General features: G+C 58.8%; 13 protein-coding genes. 11 read left to right on the top strand and 2 right to left on the bottom strand.

Annotated features, from left to right (window positions below; all coding sequences use genetic code 11):
* The 8 genes from ACESNB_RS06965 to ACESNB_RS06930 form a co-directional block, all read left to right on the top strand.
* A partial coding sequence (locus ACESNB_RS06965; protein ID WP_373005678.1) for a FlgB family protein occupies positions 1–400 on the top strand: 400 nt, incomplete at its 5' end.
* Positions 401–412: 12 nt separating this feature from the next.
* Positions 413–796 carry a flagellar basal body rod C-terminal domain-containing protein gene (locus ACESNB_RS06960; RefSeq protein ID WP_373005676.1) on the top strand — a complete coding sequence of 128 codons (384 nt, stop codon included), beginning with the start codon at positions 413–415 and terminating at the stop codon, positions 794–796.
* A gap of 17 nt (positions 797–813) precedes the next feature.
* Positions 814–1,110 (top strand): flagellar hook-basal body complex protein FliE, encoded by a 297-nt coding sequence (locus ACESNB_RS06955; RefSeq protein ID WP_373005674.1) that lies wholly within the window; start codon positions 814–816, stop codon positions 1,108–1,110.
* A gap of 15 nt (positions 1,111–1,125) precedes the next feature.
* The gene (locus tag ACESNB_RS06950; RefSeq protein ID WP_373005672.1) at positions 1,126–1,389 is read left to right on the top strand and encodes a flagellar biosynthetic protein FliQ; all 264 of its coding nucleotides are present in this window, start codon (positions 1,126–1,128) and stop codon (positions 1,387–1,389) included.
* A gap of 68 nt (positions 1,390–1,457) precedes the next feature.
* The gene (locus ACESNB_RS06945; RefSeq protein ID WP_373005686.1) at positions 1,458–3,476 is read left to right on the top strand and encodes a flagellar biosynthesis protein FlhA; all 2,019 of its coding nucleotides are present in this window, start codon (positions 1,458–1,460) and stop codon (positions 3,474–3,476) included.
* Complete coding sequence (locus tag ACESNB_RS06940) at positions 3,476–4,231, top strand: flagellar biosynthetic protein FliR (protein WP_373005670.1); 756 nt, start codon at positions 3,476–3,478, stop codon at positions 4,229–4,231. Before ACESNB_RS06945 ends, ACESNB_RS06940 begins: the two co-directional genes overlap by 1 nt.
* An 8-nt stretch (positions 4,232–4,239) precedes the next feature.
* Entirely contained in the window at positions 4,240–5,313 is a 1,074-nt protein-coding gene (locus ACESNB_RS06935) for a flagellar biosynthesis protein FlhB (RefSeq protein ID WP_373005668.1), read from the top strand.
* A gap of 7 nt (positions 5,314–5,320) precedes the next feature.
* Positions 5,321–5,650 (top strand): hypothetical protein, encoded by a 330-nt coding sequence (locus ACESNB_RS06930; RefSeq protein ID WP_373005666.1) that lies wholly within the window; start codon positions 5,321–5,323, stop codon positions 5,648–5,650.
* A 61-nt stretch (positions 5,651–5,711) separates the two neighbouring features.
* Here the strand turns inward: ACESNB_RS06930 and ACESNB_RS06925 are convergent, their stop codons facing one another.
* Positions 5,712–6,410 carry a hypothetical protein gene (locus ACESNB_RS06925; RefSeq protein ID WP_373005664.1) on the bottom strand — a complete coding sequence of 233 codons (699 nt, stop codon included), beginning with the start codon at positions 6,408–6,410 and terminating at the stop codon, positions 5,712–5,714.
* On the opposite strand from ACESNB_RS06925, the gene ACESNB_RS06920 reads away from it, so the two are divergent.
* Genes ACESNB_RS06920 through ACESNB_RS06910 form a run of 3 tightly spaced genes read left to right on the top strand, consistent with a single transcriptional unit; the run spans position 6,398 to position 7,706 of the window.
* On the top strand, positions 6,398–6,733 hold the full coding sequence (locus tag ACESNB_RS06920) for a substrate-binding domain-containing protein (protein WP_373005684.1): 336 nt from the start codon (positions 6,398–6,400) through the stop codon (positions 6,731–6,733). The two genes, ACESNB_RS06925 and ACESNB_RS06920, sit on opposite strands and share 13 nt — an antisense overlap.
* A gap of 38 nt (positions 6,734–6,771) precedes the next feature.
* A complete protein-coding gene (locus ACESNB_RS06915) occupies positions 6,772–7,086 on the top strand; it encodes a hypothetical protein (RefSeq protein WP_373005662.1) in 315 nt (104 codons plus the stop codon).
* Positions 7,083–7,706: an alpha/beta hydrolase gene (locus ACESNB_RS06910; RefSeq protein ID WP_373005682.1), complete on the top strand. Its 624-nt coding sequence runs from the start codon at positions 7,083–7,085 to the stop codon at positions 7,704–7,706. Before ACESNB_RS06915 ends, ACESNB_RS06910 begins: the two co-directional genes overlap by 4 nt.
* Here the strand turns inward: ACESNB_RS06910 and cobB are convergent.
* The gene (gene cobB, locus ACESNB_RS06905) at positions 7,703–8,428 is read right to left on the bottom strand and encodes a Sir2 family NAD+-dependent deacetylase (protein ID WP_373005660.1); all 726 of its coding nucleotides are present in this window, start codon (positions 8,426–8,428) and stop codon (positions 7,703–7,705) included. The genes ACESNB_RS06910 and cobB overlap by 4 nt on opposite strands.
* Positions 8,429–8,450 lie beyond the last annotated feature (22 nt).

Genomic DNA, 8,450 nt, shown 5'->3' with positions numbered 1-8,450 from the left:
TACCAAACCTTGTGATGCGGTTAACCAAAGTGAATCGGCCATGATATCCGAACTACCAATGTTTCAGATTCTCGGCGCCATGGCGCGCCACGCGGCAGAAAGCCAAAAGGTAAGTGCGACCAACATCGCGCATGCCGATGTGCCCGGCTACAAGGCCGCCAAACTTGAGTCTTTCGAAAGTTACATGGCGCGCGCGACGTCAGGTTCCTCCCCCGACGCAATGTCGACGCCGTTTCGAACAGTTGAGACGGATACGAACGGCGCGCCGAATGGCAACACTGTCAGTCTTGAAGCGGAAATGCTCAATTCGGCCGATGCCATGAGCCAGCACCAGCTCGCACTGACTGTCTATACGAAATCGATCAACCTGTTGCGTACCGCGATGGGCAAGGGAAGCTAAGGGAAGACGACCATGAATCCTCTCAAGGCAATTATGCAGCAAGCCGTCTCCGGGATGCAGCTTGAGTCGCAACGAATTATCGTTGCTGCCGAGAACATCTCCAATGTCGATACGCCTGGCTACAAGAAAAAAATGCTCCTCATCGAGCCGCAGGGCACCTCGGCCGATCAATTCGCGGCGATGAAGCAAATACTCGACGAGTCTCCGGGGCAGCGCGACTATAACCCGTCGCACCCCATGGCCGACCAGGACGGCTATGTGACAATGTCGAACGTGTCTCTGATCATGGAAATGGCCGACCTTCGGGGCGCCAATCGCACCTATGAAGCCAACCTCAACGCGTTCCAGCAGGCGCGTTCGATGTACACGTCTCTGCTTGATATTCTGCGTCGCTAGAGAGGCAAAGTGAAGTCATGTCTACAGTAAGTTTCAATGCCTACACGGCTCTGAATACCACGCGGCCCGCGGACACTGCCAAGGTTGTGGGAAAGACGGACGCTGACAAGAACGTCGTCGCCGAGGGCGTATCGGATTTCAGGGCCGCCCTTCAGCAGGCGGAAAATACCGCAATGCAAACGGCCGTTTCCGGGGCGGATCCCCATGCCATGGTGGCAGCGCTGGCAAACGCCGAACTGATGCTCGATGCCGCTGTCACCATCCGGAACAAGGTCGTCGAAGCCTATCAGGAACTGCTGAGAATGCCCGTTTAAGCCCTGGGGGTCGTTATGTCCGAAGCAGAAATCTTCGAGGTATTGCGCGCCCATATCTGGGCAGCGGCGATGATGGCTATGCCTATTCTGGCGTGTACGCTGGTCGTTGGCTTCGCTATCGGCCTGTTGCAGGCACTGACGTCTATCCAGGAAGTCACTCTGACCTTCATCCCAAAGATCCTGGCGGTCATAATCGTATTTTTCATTTCGCTCGGATACATGACCAGGATCTGCTTAGACCTGTTCAATAATTCGGTATTACCTCTCATTTCCCGATAGGTCGCCCTGTGCAGACACCCAAGAACTTCGGCCTGGCCCGGCCCACGTCGCTCCTGGCCATCGGCTTGATGATGGTTATCCTTGTGATGATCCTGCCGATCCCCGCATGGGTGATGGATGTCGGCCTGACCATGTCGTTCGCCTTCGCAATCCTGATCTTTGCCACCGCGGTGTTCATCGAACGGCCGCTGGATTTTTCGTCCTTTCCAAGCGTGCTCCTCGCGTCCCTGATCCTGCGATTGGCGCTTAACGTCTCCTCGACGAAGCTGATCATCGGCGAAGGCCATACGGGAACACAGGCTGCCGGCGGCGTCATCGAAGGCTTCGCCATGTTCATCATGGGCGGCAACCTTTTCGTTGGTCTGGTCGTGTTCAGCGTTCTCGTGATCGTCAACTTCATGGTTATCACCAAGGGTGCCGGTCGTATGGCCGAAGTGGGCGCGCGGTTTGCGCTCGATGCCATGCCGGGTAAACAGCTTGCGATCGACTCCGACCTTGCTGTCGGCGCCATCACGCACGAGGAGGCGAAGAAACGTCGCCAGACGGAACAGGAAGAAGCCGCGTTCCTCGGCTCGCTCGATGGTGCATCGAAATTCGTCAAGGGTGACGCGATCGCCGGCCTGATGATTACGGCTCTGAACCTGGTTGCGGGAATCGCGATTGGGCTTTCCGTCCATCACCTCAGCTTCTCCGAAGCCCTGAGCAATTACTCCATTCTCACAGTCGGTGACGGACTTGTCTCGCAGGTGCCCGCCGTCATCGTGTCTGTGGCGTCCGCGCTACTCCTGTCCAAGGGACGTGAGGAAGGCGCCATCGACCTCGCACTTGTGGCCCAGCTCGGCAGCAACGTGGCCGCCTTGATGATCGTCGCCGGAATCCTGTTCGTGTTTGCGTTGTTTCCGGGGCTTCCTTTCGTGCCATTCATGCTCGCGTCTGCAGGTTTTGCCACGGCTTCAGTCCTTGTGCGCCGGAAAAGCCGTGAGGCCGATGCGGAAGCCGAAAAAGTGCCGGAGCTGACTGTCGACGAGCCTGTGAAATTCGGCGATTCCATCCATTCCGACGAAATCCACCTCGAAGTTGCCCCAGATCTGGTCAACCTCGTTCTACTCGGCGAAAACGGGTTCGAGAGTCGGATTCACAAGATCCGTCGCTACATCGCGGAAGAATACGGGTTCGTCCTGCCCGCGATCCGGATGACGGATAATCCGACATTAAAGCGGAACGAATACCGGATCCGTATCCAGGGCGTTCGACTTGACTCTGGCTTGCTGCGTCCGGGCTCGATCCTCGCGCTCATGGAAGACGACCAGTCACCACAGCTGCAAGGCGAGAAGGTAAAGGAGCCCGTCTACAAGGCTGCCGCCCGGTGGTTGCCCAACAGCAAGAAGCAGGAACTGGCCGCAGCTGGCATTCCGGTGGTCGAGCCGATTGAGGTTCTCGCCACCCACATGCTCGAAGTGATCCAGTCCAACTTTTCACTCATCTTTACACGAATGGTCATGCTCGAAACGCTCGATGCGTTGACGACCGTCAGCGACAGTGACCGGGCTGCCGCTAACCGCCGCTTCCTAGATGAGTATATCCCGGCGAAAGTCACGCCTGAAATGCTCTTGTCGGTCGCGCGATTGCTGCTCGAGGAGCGCGTTTCGATCCGCAATCTGTTCCTGATCATCGAGGCGATTGCCGAAGTCAAAGTCTCATCGCCGGGTCTGCCAAGGATCGTCGAGCTTGTGCGCCAGCGTCTCGCATTCCAGATCGTGGACCGGCTTCAGGACGATCAGGGTCGCCTGCCTTTGGTTCAACTGTCCACGGCCTGGGAACAGAAGTTTACCCAATATGAGGTCAACAATGAGAATGGCAGCAGCGATATCGCGCTGCCGCCGGAAATGTTTGGCGAGTTGACTAATGAAGTGCAGTCCAAACTGAACGATGCTGCGAAGAAGGGCGTGATCGCGTCCGTGGCGACATCGTCACGTCGCCGACGCTTCCTGCAGACAGTCCTCGCTAGTAAAGGCATTCGCAATTCGGTTCTGGCCTACGAAGAAATAACAGCAAAGACCAAGCCGTATATTATCGGCGTTGTCTAATGGCCGACCTCGCGTCACTGGCGGGTCAGCTGGCGCCCCTGCTGGCGATGTTCCTTTTGGTCGTGGCGCGGCTGTCCTTCGTGATCTTTTTCATGCCGGGAATCGGCGAACAGGTAGTGCCGGTGCAATTGCGCCTCATGATCCTGCTCGCCATCGCCATGTCGATGGCCAGTACAGGTGTCGTCGCTATTCCGTCGCTGGCGTCTTTGCACGGTTACATTGCGCTGCTGCTGAGCGAGCTAACGATCGGCTTCTGCCTTGGGGCGATCTTGCGCGTGTCCGTATGGATGCTCAGCATCGCCGGCACGATCATTTCACAGTCGATCGGTCTGTCGCAGCTTCTCGGCATCGCCCTGGAGCGCGAAGCCCAAAGTCTCACGGGCAGCATGCTTTCAATGGCAGGCACTGCAATTCTGCTGACGGCTGATTTCCACCTGAATGCCATCGCGTCGCTGATGCGCCTGTATAACGATGTACCCGTCGGCGCGTTGTCGGCCCTCGAATGGGACCTGCTGATTGAGCGCAGTTTCTCGGCCGTGGGCTTTGCGGTCCTGCTGGCTTGGCCATTCGTCGCCGTCAATTTGCTCTACAACATCTGCCTTGGCTTCATCAACAAGGCTCTGCCGCAGCTGATGGTCGCTTTTGTCGGGGCGCCGCTCATGATCGGAGGCGGCACGATCTTGCTGGCCTTGTCAGTCGTCGGACTGCTGGTTGTATGGAAAGCCCGCGTCATTCAGATCGTGGGATGGATGTAGGGTAGCGCATGGCCGATCAGGAACCCGATAGTGCTGAAAAGGAATTCGACGCCACCGACACCAAACGCCAACAGGCGCGTGAAGAGGGTGATGTTGCGCAGTCAAAGGAGGCGAACGCGTTCGCCTTGATCGCGGGCATCCTTGGTGCGGGCGTGTTGCTGAAAGGGGTTGTCGGCAATACGGTATTCTACGATTTCTCCGGATTTCTCTACCATATCGACGCCTATGCAAATGACGTGTTCACCGGAGGTGGCGGCCAGACCAAGAGCTGGATCCAGAGTTTGCTGGTGCAATTCGCCCTGCTCTTTTTGATTCTGGCAGCGGTTGTCCTCGCGGCGCTCATCATTCAGCGGTCCATCTCGTTTTCTTTCAAGAAAATCCAGATCGATATGAAGAAGCTCTCGCCGGTCGAAAATCTGAAGAAGCGCTATGGGATGAAGGGTCTGACGGACTTTCTCAAGGACGCAGTCAAACTGGGCTTCGCCGGTATCATTGCAGTCGTGTTCCTGTTCCAGCTGGCGACGGACTATTATGCCAGTAGTGCCATCGAACTCGGCCATTTCGCGTCGTTCACATTCAGCCAGTCGCTCAAGCTGATCATGTGGTTTCTTCTGTTTCAGCTCGTTCTGGCAGTCCTTGACCTGCCGCTGCAGCGGCGCATTCACGAGAACAAGCTGAAAATGTCTCGCGAAGAGATGAAGAAGGAGATGAAGCAGAGTGAAGGCGATCCGCAGTTGAAACAACAGCGGCGCCAGGCCGGTGCGCGGATAACGCAGGGTCAGCAGCTGCAGAATATCAAAGAGGCGACCGTCGTGATGGTCAACCCTCAGCATTATGCCGTGGCGCTCCGGTGGAACCCTGACGACAATCTGGCACCGGTTTGCGTCGCAAAGGGCATGGATCACCTTGCCGCGAAAATCCGGGAAATCGCCATCGCCAACAATATTCCGATATATCGGGACCCGCCATCGACGCGTTCAATCTACAAGCTTGTGGATGTTGACGCCGAAATTCATCCCGAACACTTCGCCGCCGTCGCTGCCGCCATCAACTTTGTGGAAAGTGTGCGCAAGCATATGTGAGATCGTCATGGCCAAACGTAAACCAGACTTGCAGAAAATCGTGTCGCTCAAGCGACAAAAGGCAGAACAGGATTTCCATCGTGCGAAACAGGGTCGTGACCAGGTTGGCGCTGAAGCCGCGCGTCTCGAAGAGTCGCTTCGGGCATTGGATGGCCAGCATGGCGAGCCCGAAACCTTTCTGCTCGCACTGAAGAATGGGCACGCCTCCAAATTGATCCACGATATCGAAACGGTGCGCGCCACGGTTACCGAGAAAGAGTCATATCTTCGTAGCGCCCATGACGTCCTGAAGCGGGCATTCGATTCCGAGGACCGTTTGAAACGGATGAAGGATTAGGCTAGTCGCCATGGGCGGCGACCCGGTCAGACTTCTGATCGGCTGATCGGTTCGCGATGGTTCAGAGCGTGCCCGGCGCATTGGCGGTTTCGGTTCTGGGTGCCGCTTCAATCAGGTGCCCGCGGATGTCTTTCACACCCGTCGCCTTGACCGTTGCCGATTGTGAGATCGAAGCGACGTGAACACCTGTAACGGCACCAGTCGAGATCGCCGATCCCTTCTTTGAGGGCAAGCCGTGTCGGGCGGCATTTTCAAGTATGAACCGGAACGATTCCGCAGGCCCGCCGGGAATACTCGCAGGCGTGGATCGTCCTACGCATGCGCCATCCACTTCAATCTCCAGGAACTGGAATGGGGCGAGATGCCGGTCCAGACGGGGCAGATGACCGTCATCGGCAATGTCATGCGTGCTTGTCCTTCTACGGGCAAAGGGCTGCCCATGATCATGATTGGCGGTGAAGGCGATCTCGATCTCTACGCCGATGACAATATCTCCGTTGATCGCTGGGGCAGGGACGTGCCACTTCTCGGGCGCTACACAATGGGGCGCGCCAGGATCGTCGAAGCCGACCGTGCCATCGGCCGCCCCGAAGGCCTCAAGCCGTTCCAGGCGAAGGATGTCGAGCATTATGTTCTGGCCAATGCCGGCGCGCGCCCATGGGACCGCGACCGGCATGATGTCCCTGTCTTTGCTGACGTAGCGGAAGGTCGCGGCGAGATCATTGACAGCCAGGAACAGGTCGGTGGATATCCCGACCATTCGCCGTCTGTGCGTGCGTTCGATCCCTCCCTCTGGGACATGGAGACGATGAAACCAGCCAGTCCCGCCGCGCTCGATTCGCCCGCAAGGCGGGCCTGCAGATTCCGGAGGACCTGTCGATTGTCGGCTTCGATGACACACCGATATCCGCACGCATCTGGCCCCCCATGACGACGGTTCGCTCGCTCATTCGGGACGTCGGGCGCGCCGTTGCGCGCCGCCTGATACAGGTCGATGGCGGCAGCGACGCCCAACAGCCGGGCGCGTTCGCGCTCGAATTGATCGTCCGGGACTCGACACAGGCACCGCACCGCTTTCGCTGATCATCTCCTATCCGAAACCCGTGGCGGATGGCGATGAGTTGCTCGTCGACATTGCTCGCCAGCCCGACGAAACCATCCGCCTCTGGCCGGATGGCCCGCCCGGCGGCGTGCCGGACGGCCTGGAGCAGCATTATGTCAGCCGGGACAATGCCTATGGCCTCGCTGATCGGGCGCTATACGAGATAACCGATCCGGCCATGGCGGTATTCAAGCCGGAACACCCTGATGGTTCTGCGCTGCTGCTGATTCCCGGCGGGGCTACAATCTCGTCGTCGTTGAGAAGGAAGGTTACGAAGGCGACCGTTGGTTCTCGCGGCGCGGTACGACAGTCCACGTCCTCTCCTATCGCCTGACGCATCAGGGCTGGGCCGCCGGGCCAGACACGCCACTTTGGGATGCCCAGCGCGCCATGCGCATCATCCGTGCGCGGGCACGGGAAACAGGCGTTGACCCGTCCCGTGTAATGGTCATGGGCTTCTCGGCCGGTGGCCATCTTGCGGGCTCGCTCACCACGCGCTTTGCAGCTGACGTCTATCCGCAGGTGGAAGCCGCCGACTCTTCGTCGGCGCGGCCGGACGCCAGTGTCCTGGTGTACCCGGTCTTCACCTTGTCTCAGCCCTATACGCATGGCTCGACCAGCAGGAACACGATCGGTGCCGATCCAACCGAGAGCGATCTCGCGACATATTCCATCGGGTCGGCGGTCACGGAAGATGCGCCGCCCGTCTTCATCCTGCATGCGGCTAACGATCAGGTCGTGCCGGTGGAAAATGCGCTCATGGCCTACGACGCCTTCCGCAAGGCGGGGGCGAAAGTCTTGCTTCATGTTTTCGAGCATGGCGGCCACGGCTTCGGCATGCGCGGCATCGACGCCGATCCGCTGCACGCATGGCCTGGCCTTGTCCGTGATTGGGCCGTGTCGGAAGGCATCTATCACCCGATAGTTCGGCGGCCCGATGCGGGCCTTGCCTAAAGCAGGGCCATCAATTCGTTCGTCCAGTCCGGCACGACGTCGCTCGCCTTGCCATAGCGCGCCGCGTTGAAAAAGTTCGCCCCGTCAGAGGGTTCGAGATTGAGTTCCAGCGTTCGTGCGCCCGCCCGCCGCGCCATCTGAACGAAGCCCGCGGCAGGGTAGACATTGCCACTGGTGCCGATTGACACAAACAGGTCGGCCCGCGCGAGGTCCGCTTCGATCTCGTCCATGTAGAGTGGCATTTCGCTGAACCATACAACATGCGGACGCATCAGGCCGACGGCTTCACAGATCGGGCAGGGTGTCGCCACGCTGATATCGCCCGGCCATCTCACGACCGACCCACAGGCCTCGCACCGAACCTTCAACAGCTCGCCATGCATGTGCAGCACATTCTGGCTGCCGGCCTGCTCATGCAGATGGTCGACATTCTGCGTTACCAGCGTGAACCGGCGCCCGGATGCCTGCATGGCCGCTTCCAGTCGCGCCAGCGCCAGGTGGGCTGCATTCGGCTCGGACGTCTTCAGCTGGGCCCGTCGCGCATTGTAGAATTCCTGCACGAATGCGGGATTGCGGGCAAACCCCTCCGGCGTGGCAAGGTCTTCCAGCGGGTATTTGGTCCAGATGCCATCGACATCGCGGAACGTGCCGAGGCCGCTTTCGGCGGATATCCCCGCACCGGTAAGCACAACGACACCGGGCTGCATGTAAGGATTGGACATGTGGGAGGCCTCGTCATAATCT

The sequence above is a fragment of the Hyphomonas sp. genome (assembly GCF_041689225.1).
Lineage (GTDB): Bacteria > Pseudomonadota > Alphaproteobacteria > Caulobacterales > Hyphomonadaceae > Hyphomonas.
This window is presented reverse-complemented; position numbering and strand designations above follow the sequence as displayed.